Annotated in this window: 22 protein-coding genes and 1 pseudogene; 12 read left to right on the forward strand and 11 right to left on the reverse strand. The window is 30.4% G+C overall.

The annotated features are described in order from the left end of the window. Nucleotides 1–116: 116 nt before the first annotated feature. Genes hemH through L8T90_RS07280 form a run of 3 tightly spaced genes read right to left on the reverse strand, consistent with a single transcriptional unit; the run spans nt 117 to nt 2,958 of the window. Nucleotides 117–1,022, reverse strand: a complete 906-nt coding sequence (gene hemH, locus L8T90_RS07270; RefSeq protein WP_263737113.1) for a ferrochelatase — start codon at nt 1,020–1,022, stop codon at nt 117–119. A gap of 2 nt (nt 1,023–1,024) precedes the next feature. Beyond that, complete coding sequence (locus tag L8T90_RS07275) at nt 1,025–1,885, reverse strand: Gfo/Idh/MocA family protein (protein ID WP_263737114.1); 861 nt, start codon at nt 1,883–1,885, stop codon at nt 1,025–1,027. Continuing rightward, entirely contained in the window at nt 1,882–2,958 is a 1,077-nt protein-coding gene (locus L8T90_RS07280; RefSeq protein WP_263737124.1) for a DegT/DnrJ/EryC1/StrS family aminotransferase, read from the reverse strand. The genes L8T90_RS07275 and L8T90_RS07280 overlap by 4 nt, the downstream gene beginning before the upstream one ends. A 108-nt stretch (nt 2,959–3,066) precedes the next feature. On the opposite strand from L8T90_RS07280, the gene alaS reads away from it, so the two are divergent. The 6 genes from alaS to L8T90_RS07310 all read left to right on the forward strand — a co-directional run bounded on the left by alaS (nt 3,067) and on the right by L8T90_RS07310 (nt 11,598). Beyond that, complete coding sequence (alaS, locus tag L8T90_RS07285; RefSeq protein ID WP_263737115.1) at nt 3,067–5,604, forward strand: alanine--tRNA ligase; 2,538 nt, start codon at nt 3,067–3,069, stop codon at nt 5,602–5,604. After that, the gene (gene maf / locus L8T90_RS07290) at nt 5,604–6,146 is read left to right on the forward strand and encodes a septum formation inhibitor Maf (protein WP_263708959.1); all 543 of its coding nucleotides are present in this window, start codon (nt 5,604–5,606) and stop codon (nt 6,144–6,146) included. Before alaS ends, maf begins: the two co-directional genes overlap by 1 nt. Beyond that, nucleotides 6,146–8,077 (forward strand): PBP1A family penicillin-binding protein, encoded by a 1,932-nt coding sequence (locus L8T90_RS07295; protein WP_263737125.1) that lies wholly within the window; start codon nt 6,146–6,148, stop codon nt 8,075–8,077. The genes maf and L8T90_RS07295 overlap by 1 nt, the downstream gene beginning before the upstream one ends. 81 nt (nt 8,078–8,158) lie before the next feature. Then, on the forward strand, nt 8,159–9,052 hold the full coding sequence (gene msrP / locus L8T90_RS07300; RefSeq protein WP_257396805.1) for a protein-methionine-sulfoxide reductase catalytic subunit MsrP: 894 nt from the start codon (nt 8,159–8,161) through the stop codon (nt 9,050–9,052). Further along, nucleotides 9,052–9,612 (forward strand): sulfite oxidase heme-binding subunit YedZ, encoded by a 561-nt coding sequence (locus L8T90_RS07305; RefSeq protein WP_263737116.1) that lies wholly within the window; start codon nt 9,052–9,054, stop codon nt 9,610–9,612. Before msrP ends, L8T90_RS07305 begins: the two co-directional genes overlap by 1 nt. A gap of 90 nt (nt 9,613–9,702) precedes the next feature. Beyond that, nucleotides 9,703–11,598 carry an NAD(P)/FAD-dependent oxidoreductase gene (locus tag L8T90_RS07310; protein ID WP_263663081.1) on the forward strand — a complete coding sequence of 632 codons (1,896 nt, stop codon included), beginning with the start codon at nt 9,703–9,705 and terminating at the stop codon, nt 11,596–11,598. Nucleotides 11,599–11,628: 30 nt separating this feature from the next. On the opposite strand, the gene L8T90_RS07315 is transcribed toward L8T90_RS07310, so the two are convergent. The 4 genes from L8T90_RS07315 to L8T90_RS07330 form a co-directional block, all read right to left on the reverse strand. Beyond that, entirely contained in the window at nt 11,629–12,153 is a 525-nt protein-coding gene (locus L8T90_RS07315) for a DUF2165 family protein (protein ID WP_263663080.1), read from the reverse strand. Between the two features lie 66 nt (nt 12,154–12,219). Next, a complete protein-coding gene (locus tag L8T90_RS07320) occupies nt 12,220–14,340 on the reverse strand; it encodes a heavy metal translocating P-type ATPase (protein ID WP_263737117.1) in 2,121 nt (706 codons plus the stop codon). Then, nucleotides 14,330–14,521, reverse strand: a complete 192-nt coding sequence (locus L8T90_RS07325) for a cation transporter (protein WP_263737118.1) — start codon at nt 14,519–14,521, stop codon at nt 14,330–14,332. The genes L8T90_RS07320 and L8T90_RS07325 overlap by 11 nt, the downstream gene beginning before the upstream one ends. After that, the gene (locus tag L8T90_RS07330) at nt 14,522–15,067 is read right to left on the reverse strand and encodes a GNAT family N-acetyltransferase (RefSeq protein ID WP_263737119.1); all 546 of its coding nucleotides are present in this window, start codon (nt 15,065–15,067) and stop codon (nt 14,522–14,524) included. 80 nt (nt 15,068–15,147) lie between these two features. Between L8T90_RS07330 and L8T90_RS07335 the strand changes: the two genes are divergently transcribed. The 6 genes from L8T90_RS07335 (at nt 15,148) to L8T90_RS07360 (ending at nt 18,920) form a co-directional block, all read left to right on the forward strand. Next, nucleotides 15,148–15,855, forward strand: coding sequence for a YebC/PmpR family DNA-binding transcriptional regulator (locus L8T90_RS07335; RefSeq protein WP_214098152.1), 708 nt, complete (start codon nt 15,148–15,150; stop codon nt 15,853–15,855). A gap of 9 nt (nt 15,856–15,864) precedes the next feature. Beyond that, entirely contained in the window at nt 15,865–16,347 is a 483-nt protein-coding gene (locus L8T90_RS07340; RefSeq protein WP_263737120.1) for a peptidylprolyl isomerase, read from the forward strand. A gap of 47 nt (nt 16,348–16,394) precedes the next feature. Further along, nucleotides 16,395–16,823, forward strand: a complete 429-nt coding sequence (locus L8T90_RS07345; protein WP_263737121.1) for a trehalose-6-phosphate synthase — start codon at nt 16,395–16,397, stop codon at nt 16,821–16,823. A 49-nt stretch (nt 16,824–16,872) separates the two neighbouring features. Beyond that, complete coding sequence (locus L8T90_RS07350; protein ID WP_263678813.1) at nt 16,873–17,478, forward strand: DedA family protein; 606 nt, start codon at nt 16,873–16,875, stop codon at nt 17,476–17,478. A gap of 150 nt (nt 17,479–17,628) precedes the next feature. Continuing rightward, complete coding sequence (locus L8T90_RS07355; protein WP_263737122.1) at nt 17,629–18,405, forward strand: threonine/serine exporter family protein; 777 nt, start codon at nt 17,629–17,631, stop codon at nt 18,403–18,405. Then, a complete protein-coding gene (locus L8T90_RS07360) occupies nt 18,402–18,920 on the forward strand; it encodes a threonine/serine exporter family protein (protein ID WP_039618755.1) in 519 nt (172 codons plus the stop codon). The genes L8T90_RS07355 and L8T90_RS07360 overlap by 4 nt, the downstream gene beginning before the upstream one ends. Here the strand turns inward: L8T90_RS07360 and argS are convergent. The 4 genes and pseudogenes from argS to L8T90_RS07380 form a co-directional block, all read right to left on the reverse strand. After that, nucleotides 18,917–20,512, reverse strand: coding sequence for an arginine--tRNA ligase (gene argS, locus L8T90_RS07365; protein ID WP_263737123.1), 1,596 nt, complete (start codon nt 20,510–20,512; stop codon nt 18,917–18,919). The genes L8T90_RS07360 and argS overlap by 4 nt on opposite strands. A gap of 9 nt (nt 20,513–20,521) precedes the next feature. Further along, nucleotides 20,522–20,761 (reverse strand): twin-arginine translocase TatA/TatE family subunit, encoded by a 240-nt coding sequence (locus L8T90_RS07370; protein WP_039618758.1) that lies wholly within the window; start codon nt 20,759–20,761, stop codon nt 20,522–20,524. Between the two features lies 1 nt (nt 20,762). Further along, nucleotides 20,763–21,377, reverse strand: coding sequence for a guanylate kinase (gene gmk, locus L8T90_RS07375; protein WP_263663070.1), 615 nt, complete (start codon nt 21,375–21,377; stop codon nt 20,763–20,765). Beyond that, a pseudogene (locus tag L8T90_RS07380) lies at nt 21,374–22,102 on the reverse strand (hypothetical protein); the annotation flags it as partial. The gene gmk and the pseudogene L8T90_RS07380, both read right to left, overlap by 4 nt.

Consider the following 22,102-nt stretch of genomic DNA (forward strand, 5'->3'; position numbering starts at 1 on the left):
GCTTGATTGAGAATTCTCAATTCCCCCCCCCCATAAAATTTAACATTAAAACTCCTTTGGAAATTAAAATAAGATTTGAAGTTTGGAATTATATATTAAAGTTGTTTAAAGTTTGTTTATAGGTTTAATTTATTTTTAATAAATTTTATAAACTCATCACTATCATTAGGGCAAGCAATAAGCTCATAATCACTTTTTGCTAAGTGTCTATACTCAACTCCAAGTTCAAAAATCGTTTCAGAGCAATCTATACAAAAAGATATAGGATAAATCAAAGCTTTTTGATCTAAATTTTCTAAAATATCACTTGTATTTGGTTCAAGCCATTTTACTGGACCTAGTTTTGATTGATACGATAAAATGATTTGTTCAAATTCATTTTTAAGTTTTTCTTTTAAGATACCCACATGCTCTTGCACATGTTTTTCATACAAATCGCCTTTTTTAATCACTGAAAGCGGTAAAGAATGCGCAGAAAAAATCAAAGTTTTATAATCACATTCTTTCTTTTTTTCTAAAATATGCTTTATAATCATTTCATTATAAAGCTCATCTTTATAAAAAACATCAATGATTTTTACATTAGCTTGATTTTGGATATTTCTTAACTCATTTTGCACCACTTCTAAAGAACTAGTTACAGTGGTTTTAGAATGATGGGGGTATAAAGGAAATAAAATGATTTCATCATTTTTTTGAAAATCATATTTTGAAAAAACCTCATTTGCAAAGGGTGGTACATAAAGACTAATAAAATCAAAGCTATATTTTTTAGTTTTAGAATTTAATTTATCACATAAACTTTGTGTGATTTGGGTAAGCGGGGACTTCCCACCCATTTTTTCATAGTTTTGCTTCATAGCTTTTAGTCTTGATTTTCTTATCATAAAGGCTACAAATTTTCTTAAAAAAACATTTTTTATCCCTAAAATATAAGGATCATTAAACATATTTTTTAAAAAAACTTCACATTCTTCAAGTTTATTAACCCCGCCCATATTTAAAAAAAACACATATTTCACTATCAAACACCTTCTAAAATTTCTTGTACTCTCAAAGCATCTTCAATACTAGCTAAATTTTTACAAACCCCATTATTTTGCAAAAGCTCAAAAAAGGCTTCATGCTCAGCATATAAAGGAGAATTTTCATATAAATTTGGAATTTTTTGCATATTGATAAAAAGTTCAAAATTTTTAAGATCAAGTTCATAAGTATGTTTTTTACCTAAAAGTGTGATTTTTCTTATAATGCATTGTCCATTCCAGCTATCATGAATACTTGCTAAGATATTTTCTAATTTTAAGCTTATCATTACTTCATCTTCAAATTTATCATGATGGAAGCTTTTATAAATATTTGCTTTTAAAATTTGCTCTTGACTTAAAAATCTAACTAAGTCAATATCATGCACACTAAGATCACTTAAAACACCTACATCGTTTATTCTTTGCGGATAAGGCGAAATTCTTTGTATGTCAATACTTATAATCTCATCTTCTAAAAGTTTTTCTTTAAAAGTTAAAATAGCAGGATTAAATCTCTCGCAAAAGCCCACCCCTACCCTGACTTTATTTTCTCTAGCTTTTTGTTCTAAGATTAAAATTTCATCAACATTTAATGCCAAAGGCTTTTCTATCAAAACATTTTTTATTTTAGGAAAAACTTTTAAAGCTATATCTAAATGCGTATGAGTAGGCGTAGCAATGATAGCACCATCAAGATTTTGTGCTAAAAAATCATCAAAATTTTTATGAAAAAAGTGTTTAAATTTATCTTTACAGAAAGGATCATAAAGATGAATTTCTTTTACTTTTAAATTACGCTCGAGTTCTCTTAAATGGTTTTTACCCATTTTACCAAGGCCTATAAGCCCTATTTTCATTTAAAAGCCTCTATCACTCTAGCTTGGTGTTCTTCTTTTAAAAATGCACTCATAGGTAAGGATAAAATTTCATCACTTAAAAGTTCTGTATTTGGTAAATCGCCTTTTTTATAAGCAAGATAATCAAAAGCTTCTTGTAAATGAAGCCCTAAAGGATAATGCACCGCAGTAGGTATGCCTTGCTCTTGTAATTTTTGCATGAAATTTTCTCTATTTTTTACACGCACGCTATATTGAGCCCAGGCACTCATAAAACCATCTTTCCTTGGCGGTAAAATACAATTTTTTAAATTTTCATCATAAATTTTTGCTATTGCTTCTCTTTTTTTAATCTCTTCATCTAAGTATTTTAATTTCACATTTAAAATAGATGCTTGGATGGTATCAAGCCTTCCATTAATACCGATGTATTTATGCTTATATCTTTGCACTTGTCCATGATTTAAATAAATTTTTATTTTTTGTGCTAATTCATCATCTTGGGTAAAAATCGCTCCACCATCTCCATAAGCACCTAAAGGCTTAGACGGGAAAAAGCTTGTACAAGATATATCAGCTATACCACATGATTTTATACCCTTTTGACTAGCTCCAAAACTTTGCGCACTATCTTCTATCAAAGCAATGTTTTGACTTTTACAAAGCTCTTTTAGAGTAAGCATATCGGGCATAAGCCCAAAAATACTCACAGCAATTACAGCTTTAGTTTTAGGCGTGATAGCACTTTGAACTTTTTCTAAACTAAGATTATAATCTTTAAAATCAATATCTACAAAAACAGGTTTAGCACCGATTAGAGCAACCATTTCAGCTGTAGCTATAAAGGTAAAACTTGGCACTATTACCTCATCATCTTTACCTACACCCAAAGCCATCAAGGCTAAAAATAACGCACTTGTACCACTTGAACAGCCTATTGCATGTTTAACACCTACATATTTAGCCAAATTGTTTTCAAATTCTTCTAATTTTGCACCACCTATGAAAGAAGTGCTTTGTAAAACTTCACTAATAGCCTCATCGATTTCATTTTTATAAGCATTATATTGAGCATTTAAGTCTATAAAAGGAATTTTCATTGTATTACCTTAGTAAATTTAAAATCGTGATTATAAGATAGTTTTACTTAATTTAAAGTATTTTTGGTATTATTTTAAGCAAAAAACTAGCTAGGAAAATCTATGGATATAAGAAAAGAATATTTAGAATTTTTTAAGTCAAAAGGACACGAAATCACTCCTTCAAGTCCTTTAGTTCCTGATGATGCGACTTTACTTTTTACTAATGCAGGTATGGTGCCTTTTAAAAGTATATTTACTGGAGAAGTACCACGCCCTAATCCTCCGCGTAAAACAAGCTGTCAAACTTGTATAAGGGCCGGTGGAAAACACAATGACTTAGACAATGTAGGCTACACAGCAAGACATCATACTTTCTTTGAAATGCTTGGAAATTTTAGTTTTGGGGATTATTTTAAAGAACAAGCTATTGCTTATGCTTGGGAATTTGTAACTGAGGTTTTAAAACTACCTAAAGAAAGATTATATGTAACTGTACATGAAAGCGATGATGAGGCATATGAGCTTTGGCAAAAACATATAGAAAAAGAAAGAATTTATAAATTTGGCGATAAAGATAATTTTTGGCAAATGGGCGATACTGGACCATGCGGGCCTTGTAGTGAAATTTTTTATGATCAAGGTGCTGAGCATTTTAATTCTAGTGAAGATTATATGGGTGGTGATGGAGATAGGTTCTTAGAAATTTGGAACCTAGTTTTCATGCAGTATGAAAGAAGTACTGATGGCGCACTTACTCCATTGCCAAAACCTAGTATTGATACAGGCATGGGACTTGAAAGAGTTAGTGCTATAAAAGAAGGAAAATTTAGCAATTTTGATAGTTCTTTGTTTATGCCTATTATTGAGAGTATTGCAAAACTTTGTGGCAAAACTTATACCTACGAAAATGGAGCTAGCTATAGAGTAATCGCTGATCATATTAGATCAAGTGTATTTTTACTTGCTCAAGGAGTTGGTTTTGATAAAGAAGGCAGGGGCTATGTTTTAAGAAGAATTATGCGCCGTGCCTTAAGACATGGATATTTACTAGGTCTTAAAAGAGCTTTTATGTATGAGCTTGTAGATGTAGTGTGCGAGTTAATGGGTGGGCATTATACTTACCTAAATGAAAAAAAAGAATTTATTAAAGAACAAATCAAACTAGAAGAAGAAAGATTTTTAAGCACTATCGAAAATGGTATTGAAATTTTCAATGAAGAACTTAAAAAAACTAAAGATATTTTTAGTGGTGAAGTAGCTTTTAAACTTTATGATACTTATGGTTTTCCGCTTGATTTAACCCAAGATATGCTAAGAGAAAAAAATCTTAGTGTAGATGAGGCTAAATTTAATGAGCTTATGCAAGAACAAAAAGATAGAGCCAAAGCTTCTTGGAAAGGAAGTGGAGATAAAGCAGTTAGCGGAGACTTTAAAGTTTTATTAGAAAAATTTGGTACAAATACTTTTAGTGGTTATGAAAATTATGAAGAAAAAACTAAAATCATGGCCATTTTAGATGAAAATTTTAAAATCATAGCCGAAGCTAAGGTAGGAGATATAGCATGGTTAATGCTTGAAAAAACTCCATTTTACGCAACAAGTGGAGGACAAAGTGCTGATATAGGTTTTATCAATGAAAATGAGGTTTTAGATACACAAAAATTCTTTGATATTAATCTTAGTCAAGTGAAATTAAAACAAGATCTTAAAACAAACGATGAAGTGTTAGCTTGCATAGATACTAAAAAAAGAGAACAAATCGCAAGACATCATAGTGCGACACATTTATTACACCATGCTTTAAGAGAAATTCTTGGCTCACACATTAGCCAAGCAGGCTCTTTGGTAGAGCATAATAAATTAAGATTTGATTTTACTCATCCAAAAGCCCTAAACAAAGAAAAATTAAAGCAAATAGAAGCTTTAGTAAATACTTACATCATGCAAGCAAATGAAGCTAAAATTGAAATTTTAGCTTTAGATGAAGCTAAAAAAAGTGGTGCAATAGCTTTATTTAGTGAAAAATATCAAGAAAAAGTAAGAGTTTTAACCCTAGGAGCTAGTAAAGAACTTTGCGGTGGTACTCATGTGAAAAATAGCTCTGAAATAGGAAGTTTTTATATCATCAAAGAAAGCGGAGTTAGCGCTGGAGTTAGAAGGATAGAAGCAGTGGTAAGCAAAGCTGCACTTGATTATGTTAATGAAAATTTAAAAGAGCTAAACCAAGCTAAAGAAGAGTTAAAAACTCATGATATTTTAAGCTATGTAGCAAAATTAAAAAATGAAATAGCTAGTTTAAAAAATGAATTAAAAAATTCAAACAAAGCAGAATTAAACTCTAAAGAACTAAATGGCATTCAATATTGCGTGCAAAAAATAGATAGTGGCGATATAAAAACCATGATAGATGAGTTTAAAAACAAATTTAACAAAGCTGTAATTTTACTTTTACAAGAAAAGGAAGGCAAAATCATCATAGCTGCAGGTGTTAAAGACTCTTCATTAAAAGCTGGTGTTTTGGTAAAAGAAATTGCACAAATACTTGGTGGAAACGGTGGCGGTAGGGATGATTTTGCAACAGCTGGCGGTAAAGATACAAGCAAAATAAAACAAGCGCTTGATCATGCTAGAAAAATCATAGAAGAAAGTCTTATTTAATGCTTTATCTAGCTTCAAGTTCGCCTTCACGCGTTGCTTTATTAAAAGAAGCAAATATCGCTTTTGAACAAATTATTATCGATTATGATGAGAGCTTGGTAAAAAAAGATAATCCAAGCTCTTATGTGCAAAAAATTGTTTTAGAAAAAGAAAGGCAATTTTTTGCAAAATATCCTGATTTAAAAAATGTTTTATTTGCTGATAGTATAGTTTGTGCTCAAAATATCATTCTAACTAAAGCTAAAAGCGATAATGAGGCTTTTAATATGCTCAATTTGCAAAGTGGCAAAAGCATTAGCGTTTTAAGCGCGATGATTTTAGTTTTAGAAGATAAAAAGATTTTTAATCTTAGCAAGTGTGATTTGATTTTGGATAAATTTGATTTAAAAGATATGCAAGAATATATTGATTCAAAACTTTATCAAGGTAAAGCCGGTGCTGTGATGTGTGAGGGATTTCATAAAAAATACATTAAAAAAATCATAGGCCATCAAAGTACAGCACTAGGGCTTAATATAGAACTTTTGAAAGCATTTTTATGATAAAAATTTTAAAAATATTTCTTTCTTTTTGTGTAGTGTGCGCGGTTGGAGTTTTTATATTTATTGCTTATTTGTTTTCTGATTCTGATTTAAATCAATACACCTTTAAAGATTACAAACCGCCTCTTACAACACAAATTTTTGATAAAAATGGAAAATTAGTTGCAAATGTTTTTGAGCAACACCGCTTTTATGCTCCTTATGAAGAACTTCCACCAAGACTTATAGAAGCTTTGGTAGCCATTGAAGATACTAGCTTTTTTGAACATGGTGGGGTTAATATAGATGCAATTTTTAGAGCAGCTATTAAAATCATAAGAAGCGGTGGAAAAACCATGGAAGGAGCTTCCACTCTTACGCAACAATTCATAAAAAACACAGAATTAACCCCTGAGCGCACTTTGAGTAGAAAGCTAAAAGAAGCCTTGCTTGCATATAAAATAGAAAGTACTTTAACTAAAGAGCAAATTTTAGAAAGATATTTAAATTTCATATTCTTTGGGCATGGATATTATGGAGTAAAAACTGCTGCGCTTGGGTATTTTAGAAAAAATTTAGATGAGCTTAGTTTGAAAGAAATTGCCATTTTAGTAGGTATGCCAAAGGCTCCAAGTACTTATGATCCTACTAGACATTTAGATCTTTCTTTAGCTAGAGCAAATAGCGTAGTACAAAGAATGTATAATCTTGGTTGGATTTCTAAAGAAGAGTATGAAAATGCCTTAAAAGAAATTCCAAAAGTATATGATGATACTTTAACACAAAATGCAGCTCCTTATGTTACTCAAGAAGTTTTAAAACAACTAAGCGGAATTAAAGACTTAAAAAGTGGCGGTTATAAAATAGAGCTTGCTATCGATCTTGATGTGCAAAATATTGCAAGAGAAGCTTTAAAATTTGGCTATGATGAAATAGTTAAAAGAGACAAAGATGCCAATTTAAGTACACTTAATGGAGCTATGATAGTAGCAAATCACCAAAATGGAGACATATTAGCCTTAGTAGGTGGAGTAAATTATACAAAAAGTAATTTCAACCGCGCTACTCAAAGTTTAAGACAGCCTGGAAGTTCTTTTAAGCCTTTTTTATACCAAATTGCCATTGATATGGGCTATTCTCCTATGAGTAAGGTTGCTGATATTTCAAGAATTTTTGAAAGTACCAAAGAAGATGAGAAAGACTGGAAACCTAAAAATTATGGTGGAAAATTTCTAGGGCTTATAAGCTTAAAAGAAGCACTAACTGGTTCAAGAAACCTAGCTACCATAAATTTAGCTCTTGCCCTAGGACTTGATGTGATCCATGATAAACTTCAATTTATGGGCTTTGAGAATATACCAGTTGATTTATCTATAGTTTTGGGTAGCTTTGGAATTTCTATTTATGACTATGCTAAACTTTATACAGTATTTGGAAACTATGGCGTGCAAAAAGATTTGATACTCATTAAAAGAGTAATTGATAAAAATGGCAAAATAGTAGTAGAATTTAATTCAGGAGAAAGAAAAATCAGCGAACCTGAACAAGCCTTTTTAGTTAATGATATGATGCAAAATGTTGTTAAAAAAGGTACTGGACGTAATGCTAGAGTAGAAGGGATTGAAATAGCTGGAAAAACTGGTACTTCAAATAAAAGCGTAGATGCGTGGTTTTGTGGCTTGACTCCTGAAATAGAAGCTATCATTTGGTATGGTAATGATGATAACAAACCTATGAAACAAATCGAAGGTGGTGCAAGAACCGCTGCTCCGGTTTTTAAAGAATTTTTAATAAAATACTTAGAACTTTATCCTGATAGCGCTAGAAAATTTATCATTCCAAAAGGAGTTTATCAAGGAATTTATGAAAAACAAAGAGAATATTATACCAATACCTCCCCATTTCCAAAAAACAACCCTGCTCTATCTGAAAACAATGAGATAATTTTTTAAAAATATTTTTTTATATAATAAAAATTATCCTTTTATTTTCCTTTATATGTTTTAATATCACAAAACTTATAAAGGAAAATTATGAATATCACAAACGAACAATTATATAAAAAAAGACGCCATTTTTTAAAACTAGGTGCTGGAGCTTTAGTTAGTTCAGCCTTGGTTCAATCTGAATTGATGGCATTAAATTTCTTTCCTGATCCTAATAATGAAAAATTAAAACTTAGCGATGAAAAAATTGCGACTAATTATGTAAATTTTTATGAATTTTCTACTGATAAAAAAAGAGCCGTAGAGCTTGCAAAAAATTTCAACACAAATGGTTGGAAAATAGAAGTTAGCGGAGAAGTTGAAGAGCCTTTGACTTTAACCATGCAAGATTTATTAGCCTTTCCTTTAGAAGAGAGAATTTATAGATTTCGTTGTGTTGAAACTTGGTCTATGGTAGTGCCTTGGGTTGGTTTTGAATTGCGTGCTTTAATAGAAAAATGCAAAGTCAAAAGTGAGGCTAAATTTATAAAATTTACCACTCTTTTTGATAAAAATCAATTTGCCGATCAAGCTTCATTTTTCCCAACTCTTGATTATCCTTATGTAGAGGGCTTAAGATTAGATGAGGCTATGCATCCACTAACGCTTATGGCTGTGGGTATGTACAAAAAGCCTTTATTAGGACAAAACGGAGCACCGATTCGTCTTGTAGTTCCATGGAAGTATGGCTTTAAAAGTATAAAATCTATTGTAAAAATAGAATTTACCAAAGAACAACCTAAAACCACATGGGAGTTAGCAAACCCTAGAGAATATGGATTTTATGCTAATGTTAATCCAAATGTCTCTCACCCAAGATGGTCTCAAGCAAATGAGCGTCCTTTGGGAGATTTTTTCACCAAGCCTACACAAATGTTTAATGGCTATGAAAAAGAAGTAGCACATTTGTATAAAGATATGGATTTAAAGGTTAATTTTTAATGAGCAAAAAAGTTTATAATATCGGTGGATTTTTAGCCTTTGCTTTAAGTATTGTTTTTAGCATCTATCAAATCATGCAAGAATTTGATATTGTAAAATCTGTATATTTTTATAGTGGTATATTCGGCTTAATCTTTTTTGGATTGAGCCTGTTTTTTTCACTTTTAAAGTATAAACACACAAAAGATTACCCTAAATTTTTAGGTTTTTATGCATTTTTTTGGGCTTTGATTCACTTTTTTAATTATTTTGCTTTTGGAAAAAATTTAGATTTAATACTTTTTTTCAAAGATACTTTTAGTAAAAATTTAGAATTTAGTGGTTTTGTAAGCTTTTTTATACTCACATTTATGTTTATAAGCTCATTTAAGCTTTTTAAAAAAATGAGTAAAATAAGAAAACTTGGATATTTTTGCTTTTTGCTAGTAGCTTGGCATTATTTTTTATCTGCAAAAATACCACAAATTCCACATTTTTTAGCTTTAAGTCTAGCCTTGATTTTTCTACTTATTAAACTATATAAAAATTATAAAAAGAGAAAAAAAGTAACTTTTTTATAAAAATTTGTATTCAAATGAAACACTTTTAAGAGTAAATATATAAATATATTCTTAAAATAAGACTTGATATATCTTATTTTAAGGACAATCATGCAAAGAAGAGATTTTTTAAACGGAATGGCTTTAACTATACTTGCAGGAATGACTCCTTTGCAAGTATTATATGGTAAAGAAGCCAAAATCGAAGATTTTACCAAAGAATACTATCCTCCAAAATGGCTTGGACTAAGGGGTAGCAATAATGCAAGTTATGAATTTGCACATATGCTAAGAGATGGTGAAAAATTTGACTTTAGCGCTATCAAACCTAAACAAGAATATGATTTGGTTGTAGTTGGAGCTGGAATTAGTGGTTTAGCAGCTGCCTGTTTTTATCAAAACAAATTTGGAAAAGATAAAAAAATTCTTATCCTTGATAATCATGATGATTTTGGTGGACATGCTAGAAGAAATGAAATAGATTTAGAAGATGGTACTATTTTAAGTTATGGTGGTAGCGAAACATTTCAATCACCAAAGGCGTTATATTCTAAAGAAGTAGTAGATTTATTATCATCTTTGGGTGTGGATATTGATGAGCTTGCTAAACGTTTTGATGTAAATTTTTATCCTGATTTAAATCTTAGCAGGGGTGTGTATTTTTCTAAGGCTGAATTTGGAGTAGATAAGGTCGTAAGTGGCAACCCTAGAAAAGTAATTTGCGATGATATTCCTGAGGGAAGACATAATGGCAGAAGTGTTGAAGCTTTTATAGGTGATTTTCCTCTTAATGAAAAAGATAAAAAAGATTTAATTGCTTTATTTAAAAGCGAAAAAGACTATTTAAAAGGCTTGACAAAAGAGCAAAGAGATGAGTATGTGGCTAAAACAAGCTATAAAAAATTCTTAGAAGAAAAAGTTAAGCTTTCACCACAAGCTGTAAAATTCTTTGAAGGTATGACAGATGACTTTTTGGCTTTAGGTATTGATGCTGTTTCTTGTGAAGATGCTAGAGCTTCATTTTTACCTGGTTTTGACAAACTTGGACTTGATCCAATCGAGGGAGAAGCATTAGCTGAAATGGAAGAACCATATATCCACCACTGTGCTGATGGTAATGCTACTGTTGCTAGATTAATGGTTAGAAGATTAATTCCTGATGTGTCTAAAAAAGGCAAAGATATGGATGAAGTTACTCTAGCTCATTTTGATTATTCTAAACTTGATCTTGCTAAAAACAAAGTGCGTTTAAGATTAAACAGCACTGTTATAAATGTAGAAAATACAAAAGATGGAGCTTTAGTAACTTACGTTAATAAAGGCAAAAATTACAGAGTAAAAGCTAAAAAAGTTGTAATGGCAAATTATAATAGTATGATTCCATACATAGTACCAAGCATGCCACAAGATCAAAAAGATGCTTTGAGTAAAAACGTAAAAACATCACTTTTACACACAAATGTTATTATAAGTAACTGGGAACCATTTATAAAACTTGGAGTACATGAAATTTATTCACCAAAAATGCCTTATGCTAGAACCAAGCTTGATTATCCTGTAGATATGGGAGGATACCATCACCCAAGAGATCCTAAAAAGCCTATTTGTGTTCATATGGTATGCTCGCCTTTAGTATTTGCTTCTATGCAAGGAATCGACCTTGAAGGAATGGATGCAAGAGATAGAGCTAGAGTGGGTAGAAATTTATTATTCACTATGAGTTTTGAAGAACATGAAAAAATCGTTCGCGATCAACTTCAAGGCATGTTAGGCTCGGCTGGATTTGACCATGAAAGAGACATTAAGGCTATAGTTGTAAATCGCTGGGGGCATTGTTATTCATATACAGAAAACAGTCTTTTTGATGATAGTGAAGAAGCGCAAAAAACTATAGAACTTGCAAGAAAACCTTTTGGTAATATCGTTATAGCAAATTCAGATGCTGATTGGGATGCTTATATGCACGCAGCAATTGACCAAGCATATCGTGCTGTTAATGAACTATAAAATCAAACTCCTTTTTAGGAGTTTGATGAATCAATCATCGTTTTTGATACTAATATAAATTAAAGCTAAAAGCATATAAGTTACTAATCTGGTAGCATCAGGTAAGCCATTCCAAGTTTTACTCATCCACATACCAAACCATTCTGCAGCCACTACTTGAAAGCCAAAAAACCAAAGTAAACAACAACAAGTTAAAGCAATGATTCCAAATTTTTTAGCTTCATGGAAAGTTTTTGCATCTGAATTTCTTGCGTTAAACATATCCAAAGCGCCTTTTAAAGCAGTTAACATAATAAAAGCTTCAAAACAAATAATAAAAATATAGGCAATATGATGGATAGTAGAATTTGTAATAGCTCTATAAACAATAGCATTACCTAAATAATCAGGTTTGGTATCCATGCTCATAACATGTTTTACAAATTGAAAATTTGAATTGTAATCAGTTACATTACCAAAAACAACAATAGCCGCTAAAGAGGCAACTGTAAGCAAGATAATCATTTTAGAATATCTTACTATATTCATCATAGAAAAACCGCAGTTGCAATTCATTCTAGTACTCCTTTTTGTTAAATTTATATTAATATAATATAGAAAATATTAAATAAACTTAAATACCTAACGTAATCTTAAAGAATTTAGTACAACTGTTACTGAACTAAAACACATTGCCAAAGCTGCCAAATGCGGACTAAGACTTATAAATGGCACAAAACCTGCTGCAATAGGAATGCACAAAGCATTGTAAATAAAAGCCCAAAAAAGATTGAGTTTGATGATATTTTTAGTTTTTTGAGAAAGCTCAAAACAATAAGCTATTAAAGATAAATCATCTTTTATTAAAATCAAATCTCCACTTTTTTTAGCAAGCTCACTTGCTTTGGAAAAACTTATGCTTGCACTAGCTAAATTTAAAGCAGGAGCATCATTGATACCATCTCCTATAAAAAGCACTTTTTCTTTTTTAATTTTTTCTTTTATAAAATCAAGCTTTTGCTCGGGTTTTAAGTCAGAATAATACTCATCGATATTAAGCTCATTTGCTATTTTGGCAACACTTTTTTTATTATCACCGCTTAAAATAATACTTTTTACACCTTTTTGCTTTAAATTTACTATCAAGTCTTTAGCTTCGTTTTTAAGTTCATTTTTCAAGCAAACCCCACCAAGACAAATTTTATTTTTTGCAAAATACAAACATATAGGTGCTTGATCTTCAAATTCTTGCAAAAATTGCTTGCTTTTTTGTATATCAACACCATTTTCAAGCATTAATTTTTCATTGCCTATTAAATATTTATCTTCATTTTCCTCATAAAGCAAACCACTACCCACTAAAACACTTAATTTTCCTTGCAAATTTAAATTTGCATTCAATTCTTTAGTAAAAGCCTTTGCGATTGGGTGTGAGCTTAAATTTTCAATTTGCGTGAGTTTTTGAAAATTTTCTTGAGTTAGATCATGCTTATAAACACTTAAATCATCTTGGCTTAAAGTGCCTGTTTTATCAAAAATAGCAAGTTTTATACTAGCTAAATTCTCTAGCACTGCTGGATTTTTCACTAAGATAAAATTTCTTGCTCCATTTGCCAAAGCACTAACTATGGCTATAGGAGTTGCTAAGCCTAAAGCACAAGGACAAGAGATTAAAAGCGTAGCACAAGCATGTAAAAATGCTGCGTTAATTCCTTCTTTAAAATACCAAAAAACAAACACAAAAAGTGATAAAACAATAATACAAGCTACAAAATAAGCTGAAATCTTATTAGCTAAATTTGCTAAAGGTGTTTTGATATTGCCTGCTTTAAAAACAAGATCTTTAATTTGTTCTAATGAGCTTTCAATCGCCTTTTTATTAGCTTTAATCTTTAAACTTCCATTAATCAACACAGTTCCTGCTAAAATCTCATCATCTTGCTTTTTTAAAAGTGGCAAAAACTCTCCTGTTAAAAAACTCACATCAACCTCAGCTTCACCTGCTATAATCACCCCATCAGCAACAACGCTTTCGCCCTCTTTTACTAAAATCACATCATTTTCTTTTACAAAAGCACTGGGTATGCTTTTTATACTTCCATCTTCTAAGATTATATTAGCTTTTTTAATATCTATGTTTTTTAATTTATTTTGATATTCTAAGGATTTAAATTTAGCCTTTTCTTCTAAGTATTTACCCAATAAAACAAAGCTTATAATCATCGCTCCGCCACTAAAATACAAATAACCATCTTTACTAAATATTTCAAAATACACAAAAAAAGAATATACAAAAGAAGTAAAGGCACCTAAGGATATCAAAGTGTTCATATCTAAATTTTTATGTCTTAATCCTTTAAGGGCGTGGATGAAAAAACCTTTTCCACAATAAAAAATCGCTATCATAGATAAAAACATTTGAATTAAAGCAGAAACATTTCCTTGGACAAACATTTCAAAATACATCACAATAGAGCTTAAAATTATACTCATGATAAGCTTTGTTTTCATATTTTTAAGCTCTTTGAGTTTAAACTCGTATAAATTTTGCTCTTCTTGTAATATCTCAAAACCCAAAGCTTTGATTTTTTCTTTGATTTTTACTTCCAAGGATAAATCTTTAAGCAAAAACACCCCACTAGAATTGACATAAGAAACACTTACATCTTCGACTCCATCAATTTTTGCACAAACTTTTTCTATAGCATTAGAGCAATTAACACAAGTCATATTGCCTATTTTTAATTTTAACTCATGCTTCATCTATCTCAAAACCTAAATCTTGCAATTGTTTTTTGAACTCTTCAACTTGCTCTGTTTTTAAATCAATCTCTATGCTTTTTGTTTCAACGTTTATTTGCATAGTACCAAATTTATCTTCTAATGAAGCTTTGATTAAATTTACACAACTTTGACAATTAATATTTTTAGTTTTTATAATCATTTATTCTCCTTTTTCTCTGTATTCATATTTATGAGAGTGAAAAATTTTATTTTTTATCAGTTTAAAGCCCATTTTTTCATAAAGCATTTTTGCATTTATATTTTCATCTTCTACGATTAATGAAAGCTTTTTACCATTTTTTAAAGCTTCATTGAAAGCGCATTCAATCAATTTCTTAGCAATGCCTTTTCCTCTTGCTTTTTCATCCACACAAATACTATCTAAATAAAACTCATTTTCACATTCTTTTAAAACTTTTTCATTGATTCCTAAAAATTCTAAATGCTCATTTAAAGGCTTATCTAGTTCATCGGCCAAAGCCCCATCATAACAACAAATCGCACCTAAAATTTCCCTATCTTCTTCATAAACATATATATTTTCATAGCTTAAACGATTATTTTCTTGAGTGAAGAAATTTTCTAAAACCTCTATGGCTTTTTGACGATCATTATAACCACTAAGTTTATATATAAAATGATCCATTGCCAAAGCAAGCAATTGTATGCATTTTTTAACATCATCTTTTCTAGCTTTTCTGATCACTCTTTTACTCCTTTAAAATCAAATTTAGACTTCTTAGTTTATACTTTTAACTTTAAAACAATATAAGAAAGAGAGAATTTATGGGAAGAGCGTTTGAATATCGCAGAGCCTCTAAAGAAGCAAGATGGGATAAAATGAGCAAACTTTTTCCAAAACTTGCAAAGGCTATACAAGTAGCAGCAAAAGAAGGCGGAGCTGATCCTGATATGAATCCAAAGCTTCGTAGTGCCATAGCTACTGCAAAAGCTAATAATATGCCAAAAGACAATATCGATGCAGCTATTAAAAGAGCAAGTGGAAAAGATAGTGCTGATATTAAAAATATCCACTATGAAGGAAAAGCAGCACATGGGGCTTTAATCATTGTTGAGTGTATGAGTGATAATCCTACACGCACAGTGGCCAATGTAAAAGCGATTTTTAGCAAAAATGGTGGAGAAATTTTACAAAATGGCTCTTTAACTTTTATGTTTTCACATAAAGCTGTTTTTCATCTTGAAAAATATGATGGAGATTTAGAAGAACTTGAGCTTGAACTCATTGACGCAGGACTTGAAGAGCTTGAGCAAAATGAAGAGGAATTGCTAATTATAGGTGATTACACTGCTTTTGGCGAGCTTAGCAATGCCATAGAAAAAAAAGGTTTAGTGCTTAAAAAAGCAGGACTTGAGTATCTTGCTAACAATCCTGTAAATTTTAGCGAAGAACAACTTCTTGATATTGAAAAATTGCTTGATAAATTAGAAGATGATGATGATGTGCAAGCAGTTTATACTAATATAGAATAGGATCATAAAATGCTTAAAAAAATCGACACAAAAAATGCAAAAAAATACAATTTTGCTATCATTAGCACCGAAAAAGGTGATATGAAATTAGAATTATTTCCTGATGAAGCACCACAAACTGTGTGTAATTTTGCCAACTTAGCCAATGATGGTTTTTATGATGAGCTTGTTTTTCACCGCGTGATTCCAAATTTTGTGATACAAGGTGGTTGTCCTTATGGTATAGGCTCAGGTGGCCCTGGCTATGAGATAGAATGTGAATGTGACGATCAAAAACACAAGCACTTAAGAGGTAGCTTATCTATGGCTCACGCTGGCAGAGATACAGGCGGATCGCAATTTTTCATTTGTCACAGCCCGCAGCCTCATTTAGACGGAGTGCATACTATCTTTGGGCAAATTAACTCTGAAGATAAAGAAAGTTTGGAAGTACTAGATAGCATTAGAGCAGGAGATAAAATCAAAACTATCCAAATTTTAGAAAAACTTTAATTTTACATCTCCTTAAAATTGTGCTATGATTTTTAAGGAGATTAATTATGCATTTTATTTTTATTTGTATTCATCTTATTTGCGCTGTATTTTTTATAGCCTATGTATTTTTTGATGTATGTGTTTATCACTTTGCTTATCAACACGCAAACAAAGAAGATTGTGATAAAATTAAAAAAGCTTATACTAAATCAAGTATTTTTATTTTTGCTGGTATTTTTATCTTACTTTTACTAAGTGGATTTTATCTTTTGAGCTTTTATGAATTTAACTCTTTTTGGGATTTTTTTGCGAGTAATTTTGGCATATTTTTATTTATCAAACTTTTATTATTAATAACAATGCTAGCTTTGACTTTTTATTCTTTATTTTTTATAAAAGTTTTAAAAAGAAAAGATCCTTTAAAATCTCACTTGATTGCATTGATTTTATGTATTTTAATAATCATTTGCGCAAAAGCCATGCTATATTTTTAAAACATTAAAACTAAGCTTATATCATTAGCTTAAAAAATAAAGGTTATTTATGCTTGGTGATATTATAGATTTTTTACTCACTCTTGCAAAAGATTGGGGTTATTGGGGGATTATTTTTCTTATGTTTGTAGAAAGTTCCTTTTTTCCTTTTCCCAGCGAAGTAGTGATGATACCTGCTGGATATTTAGCCCATCAAAACGAACTTAACTTTTGGCTATGTCTGCTTTGTGGGACTTTTGGAGCTCTTTTAGGAGCTTTGCTTAATTATTATTTATGTTATTTTTTAGGACGGGAAGTTCTTTTGAAAATATGCAAATATTTTGGAGTTAATGAAGCAAAATTTGCTCAATTTGAAGCCTTTTTTAACAAACATGGTGAGATATCAACCTTTAGTGGTAGATTAATCCCTGGTTTGCGTCAGTATATTTCTTTACCCGCAGGATTAGCAAGAATGAATTTGAAAAAGTTTATATTTTATACTAGTTTAGGGGCTGGAATTTGGTGTTTGATTTTGCTTATATTAGGCTATGTTTTAGGTAAAAATGAAGATTTAATCAAAGAATATTTGCATTTTGTTATTGTAGCTTGTATTATTTTTGCTACTATGATTGTAGCTATTTATATCTATATCCAAAAAAGGAAAAAGATATCTTAAAATTTCATTTTTAAATACCTAGTTTCATTAGCTAGGTATTTTATTATTTTCTTTAATTTAATATATATTTTCTAAAAACATTTAAATTTATATGATTTTATATTTGATTTTTGATAAAATCTTATAAAAATTATTTCAAAGAAAAATGTTATGCAAAAGCCATCTATTCAAAATTTAACAGATTTTTTAATCGAATACATCAGTGTTTTTCTAAGTGCTGGAACCTACACAGCAAGAGTGGCAAAGTGCGTTGGAAGAATAGCTAATGCATATGGTTATGAGATTAACATGAATTTTTTCTTTCATCATACCACACTAAATATTTTTGATAAAGATGATAATTCCATACAAAGAACCTATATCATACCTAATAAGCACAATCATATTAATTTTAAACTTATTTTAGAACTTAGTGCATTAAGCTGGCAAATTCATGATCATAAATATAACCTAGAAGAAGCTAAATTTTCTCTTATAAAACTCAAACAAAGCACAAGAAATCCTTTTTTAGCGAATTTATTTTTAGTTTCAGTGGCAAACTCAGCATTTTGCAAGCTATTTGGAGGAGATTTTTATGGTTGCTTATTTGTATTTTTAGCTACTTTAGTAGGTTTTAGCTTAAGAGTTTTACTCACTAGAATAAAAATTGATTTAAGAATTCAATACATTATTTGTTCTTTTTTATCCTCTTTTATTGTATTTTTTGGAGTGGACTTAAAACTCGTGCAAGAAGCTAATGTTGCTTTGGGTTCTAGTATATTGTATTTAATTCCTGGAGTTTATTTTATAAACTCCGTTATAGACATTTTAAAAGATCATATACTTATGGGACTTAGTCGTATTATTAGTGTGGCGATATTAGTATGTTGTATTGCCATTGGAATTTATACTACTCTTAGTATTAGTGATTTTGGGATTTTAAGATGATTGATTATTCTTCTATACTTTGGGATATGTTTTTTGCAGCTTTAACAGGTTTTGGTTTTGCTTATGTGTGTAATCCACCCTTTAAAACACTCATACTCTCAGCCATATTAGCCGCTATAGCTCATGGCATGCGCTTTACCTTGATGGGGTATTTTGGCTTTCAAACCTTGGCTATTGCAACCTTTATAGCTTCTTTTAGCATAGGCTGTCTTGGTTTGTTTTTAGCTAAGATTTTTAAAACACCTGCTGAAATCATAGCTTTTCCCGCTCTCATTCCTATGATACCTGGAATTTATGCATATAAAGCTATATTGTATTTGATTTCTTTTATACGCTCAGAAGATATTAGCGAAAAGACTAATTTCTTGATTCAATTTTTCGATCATTTTTTTACAACACTTTCAGTAACACTAGCCTTAGCAGTAGGAGTAAGTGTGACTTTGCTTTTGTTTTTTGAGCAAAGCTTTATGATGACAAGAAGTATTAAAAAAAGTAAAAATCACGATCAAAATTAATCGTGATTCATTTTATTTTTTGCCTCTATTCCCATAAGTGCAAAAGCTGTTTTAATACTTAAAGCACATACGGCAAAAAGTTTTAAAAGCTCATCTTCGTTATCTGAGCCAACTACTTTATTTTCATTATAAAATTTATGAAATAAAGAAGCTAAATTTTTTAAATAATCAGGAATTTTTTGCAAGGCTCTTGACTCAAATGCGTCATTAAGCACTGCTTTTAAATTTAAACTTTCAAATAAAAGATTCATGCCATCTTCATTCAAACTCTCAAATTTAGCATGCATAACATCATCTACACTCTTACCTGCTTTAGCAAATACTTGATGAATTCTAGCATGAGCATAATTAATATAATACACAGGATTAGAGCTATCTTCTTTTTTAAACTCATCTACATCAAACTCTAAATGTGTATCACATTTTTTACTAATAAAAATATATCTTAACACATCACTGCCAAGCTCTTCTAAAACATCACCCATTAAGATGAAATTTCCTGCTCTTTTGCTCATTTTATAAGGCTCACCATTTTTTAATAATGAAACCATTTGCGCTAAGATAATTTCAAGATTTTGACTATCATGACCTAAAAATTCCATAGCAGCTTTCATTCTAGCTATATAGCCATGATGATCAGCTCCCCATATATTAATACACTTATCATAACCGCGACTCATTTTATCTTTATGATAAACTATATCAGCAGCTAGATAAGTTCCTTTTCCATCATCTTTAATAATCACACGATCTTTTTCATCGCCTTTAGCACTTGATGCAAGCCAGATTTTACCATCTTGTTCATAAGTACCACCATGCTCTTTTAAAGCTTTCAAGGTATTTTCTAATTCATTATAATAACTCGTTTCGCTCACATAAGTATCAATAAATATCTTAGCATCGGCCAAATTTTGCTTGATAATTTTAAGCATTTTATCCTTAGCCCAAAGTGCTAATTGCGGAATGTTTTCTTCTACAAAGAAATCTTTTTCAAAATCAACAAAAGCTTCTTTTGCTACATCTACGATATATTCGCCTTTATAATACTCATCAGGATATTGAACTTGCTCTTTTAAACAATGCTCTTTTACTGCAAGTAATATAGAAAGACCTAAAAGATAAATTTGATTACCCGCATCATTGACATAATATTCTGTATCAAATTTATACCCTAAATGCCTAGCAACCCTAGTTAAAGTATCGCCAAAAATAGCCCCTCTAGCATGTCCTATGTGTAAAGGTCCTGTCGGATTTGCACTCACATATTCAAGTAAAAAACTCTGCTCTTTTTTATCATCTTTTGCAAAATTTTCACTATCGCCCAAAGCTTGCGTAGCCAAAGAATTTAAAAAAGCTTTTGAAAGTTTAAAATTTACATAACCATTTAAAGCCTCTACACTTTCAAAACAATCACAATCTTTTAACTTAGCAACAATATCATTGGCAATTATCATAGGATTTTGCTTTAATTCTTTAGCCAAAGAAAAAGCCAAAGGCGTGGCAAAATGAGCTAGATTTTTATTCTTGGGATTTTCTAAGATAAAATCTCTTCCTAATTTTTCTTTAATTTCTTTATAAACTAAAGTTTTCAATGTATTGCCTTAAGCTTTTTTTACTTCTTCGTTATTTTCTTTTACAAGAACATCTTTTTCATTGATTTTTTCAATTTTTTGTGCATCTTCTTGAACGATTTTTTTATCATCTTCTGTATTCATTTCATCTTTAAAAGTTTTAATACCTTTTCCTAAGCCTTTAGCAAGCTCTGGAATTTTTTTTGCACCAAAAAGTAACACTACTATAAGTAATATAATCAACCATTGAGTTCCGCTTGGCATATGCATTTTATTCTCCTTTATTCCATTGAATTTGAATTTGTTTTAAATCATGTTTTGTACTTTTTAATTTTGAAGCTTCAAAAACCGCTTCTAACTCCCTATAGCTTTTTTCAAGATCATCATTTATGATTAAAAAATCATATCGATCCAAATAAGCCATTTCATCACTAGCATTTTCCAATCTTTTGCTAATATCTTCTATTTTATCAGTATTTCGCTTAAGCAATCTTTTTTCAAGTTCTTTTTTATTTTTAGTTGTAATAAAAACAGAAGTAATATATTCAGGCATTTTTTCTTTAGCTATACAAAAACCTTGCACATCGATATCAAAAATGACACTTTTACCCTCTTGTAATGCTTTTTTCACAGGGATTAACGAAGTACCATAATAGTTTTTATGCACCAAAGCCCATTCTAAAAAATCACCTTTTTCTATACCTTGTTTAAATTCTTCTTCGCTAATAAAAAAATAATCTACTCCATTTTTTTCATTTTCTCTAGGAGCTCTTGTTGTACTTGAAATAGAAAAATAAATATTATCTTTTTCTTTAAAAAGCCTTTGAAGCAAGGTACTCTTACCTGCTCCACTTGGCCCTGAGATGATTAAAATTTGACCACTCAATGTTTATCCTCATCAAAGCTTATGTTAATGTTTATATTCATTTTCATGCCTTTTAAGGCTGCTTTTAAAGTATCATCGGTAATACTCGAAGTGATAGTTTGAGCTATACTTTTACTAAGCTCATTTACCATTTCATCTTCTTGTAAATTCTCTGCTTTTTCTTCAGTGTTTACCTTGCTTACTTCTTTCTTTTCTACAATAGCTGGAGCAAGTTCTTCTCCTAAAGCTAACATAATATCATTTTCGTTTAAATTTGCAAATTCATCTTGCGTTTCATCTAAAACTTCACTCATATTTTCCTCTATATTTTCCTCGTTCACATCGGCTTGTGGTTTCATTTGTAAATCTTCACCCTCACTTAAATCCTGCATATCAAAATCACTCATTAAATTCTCATCAATACCACCAAATTCTTCATCTAATTCATCAATAGCAGCTAATTCTTCTTTTATTTTATCTTGAGTACTTAACTCCTCTTCTGGTTGAAAATCATCTATACTTTTATCTTCAAAAACCTCTTCTACTAAAGGTTCATTTTCTTCTGCAACACTATCATCATCTTTTGCTTCACCAATAAATTGAGCATCTTCAGGTAAATCATCAAAACTCATCTCTTTTTCGCTCATTTCTTCAACCATAGGTAAATCATCAAGAGAATCAAATTCGGCGGGGTTTTCTTCTATATTTTCTTCTATATTTTCTTCTATATTTTCTTCTATATTTTC

Source organism: Campylobacter sp. RKI_CA19_01121, assembly GCF_025771295.1.
Classification (GTDB): domain Bacteria; phylum Campylobacterota; class Campylobacteria; order Campylobacterales; family Campylobacteraceae; genus Campylobacter_D.

Coding starts and splice junctions, on each gene's coding strand:
- L8T90_RS07335 (WP_214098152.1), top strand. CDS start 15,148: ATGGGAAGAGCGTTTGAATATCGCAGAGCCTCTAAAGAAGCAAGATGG.
- L8T90_RS07345 (WP_263737121.1), top strand. CDS start 16,395: ATGCATTTTATTTTTATTTGTATTCATCTTATTTGCGCTGTATTTTTT.
- L8T90_RS07315 (WP_263663080.1), bottom strand. CDS start 12,153: ATGAATTGCAACTGCGGTTTTTCTATGATGAATATAGTAAGATATTCT.
- maf (WP_263708959.1), top strand. CDS start 5,604: ATGCTTTATCTAGCTTCAAGTTCGCCTTCACGCGTTGCTTTATTAAAA.
- L8T90_RS07340 (WP_263737120.1), top strand. CDS start 15,865: ATGCTTAAAAAAATCGACACAAAAAATGCAAAAAAATACAATTTTGCT.
- alaS (WP_263737115.1), top strand. CDS start 3,067: ATGGATATAAGAAAAGAATATTTAGAATTTTTTAAGTCAAAAGGACAC.
- L8T90_RS07310 (WP_263663081.1), top strand. CDS start 9,703: ATGCAAAGAAGAGATTTTTTAAACGGAATGGCTTTAACTATACTTGCA.
- L8T90_RS07360 (WP_039618755.1), top strand. CDS start 18,402: ATGATTGATTATTCTTCTATACTTTGGGATATGTTTTTTGCAGCTTTA.
- L8T90_RS07325 (WP_263737118.1), bottom strand. CDS start 14,521: ATGATTATAAAAACTAAAAATATTAATTGTCAAAGTTGTGTAAATTTA.
- L8T90_RS07320 (WP_263737117.1), bottom strand. CDS start 14,340: ATGAAGCATGAGTTAAAATTAAAAATAGGCAATATGACTTGTGTTAAT.
- L8T90_RS07370 (WP_039618758.1), bottom strand. CDS start 20,761: ATGCATATGCCAAGCGGAACTCAATGGTTGATTATATTACTTATAGTA.
- L8T90_RS07350 (WP_263678813.1), top strand. CDS start 16,873: ATGCTTGGTGATATTATAGATTTTTTACTCACTCTTGCAAAAGATTGG.
- msrP (WP_257396805.1), top strand. CDS start 8,159: ATGAATATCACAAACGAACAATTATATAAAAAAAGACGCCATTTTTTA.
- L8T90_RS07355 (WP_263737122.1), top strand. CDS start 17,629: ATGCAAAAGCCATCTATTCAAAATTTAACAGATTTTTTAATCGAATAC.
- L8T90_RS07305 (WP_263737116.1), top strand. CDS start 9,052: ATGAGCAAAAAAGTTTATAATATCGGTGGATTTTTAGCCTTTGCTTTA.
- L8T90_RS07275 (WP_263737114.1), bottom strand. CDS start 1,885: ATGAAAATAGGGCTTATAGGCCTTGGTAAAATGGGTAAAAACCATTTA.